This window comes from Mitsuaria sp. RG, assembly GCF_028369275.1.
Taxonomy (GTDB): Bacteria; Pseudomonadota; Gammaproteobacteria; order Pseudomonadales; family Pseudomonadaceae; genus Aquipseudomonas; species Aquipseudomonas peradeniyensis.
In genome coordinates, this window is record NZ_JAQMYQ010000119.1 from 1 (window position 1) to 532 (window position 532).

1 protein-coding gene is annotated in these 532 nt (G+C 62.0%); it reads right to left on the reverse strand.

Annotated elements, in window-relative coordinates:
• The coding region (locus POF53_RS25940) for an immunoglobulin-like domain-containing protein (RefSeq protein ID WP_337994577.1) at positions 1–532 on the reverse strand (532 nt) is incomplete at both ends.

Here is a 532-nt window from a genome sequence, read left to right on the forward strand (position 1 = left end):
GGCGGTGAGGGTCGCAACGACCTCGCTGATGGTGTCGGTGATCTGCACCGAGGCATTGCCACCCAGCTCCAGATTCTCGAAGGCCTTGCCGTCGACGGCGGCATCGGTGATGCCGACGGTTAGGGTATCGCCGTCCTTGAAGACGTCATCGCCCTGGGCTTTCGCCTTGTACTCGGCTTCGGTCTGACCGGCTGGGATGACAACCTTGTCGCCGTTGGACAGCGTGACAGTCAGGTCATGGTCGAGCTTCTGGCTGACCTTGACGGTGAAGGCCGGCTGCTGGTCTTCGGTGACATCGCCTTTGCCGACGATGGTGACGGTGACCTTGTCGCCCTGGTTGTCGGTGCCTGGCGTGCCAGTGCCTGGCTCGTCAGTCACCTTTGTGGTGACCGAGTTGTCGCCGAGAGTCAGCTTCTCGAAGTTATCGCCACCGGCAACCGACTCGATCTTGTTGACGATGCTCGGCTGGCCACCGACGAATACGTCGTCCGGTGCAGTGATGGTGAAGGTACCGCTGGCGCTACCGGCAGGG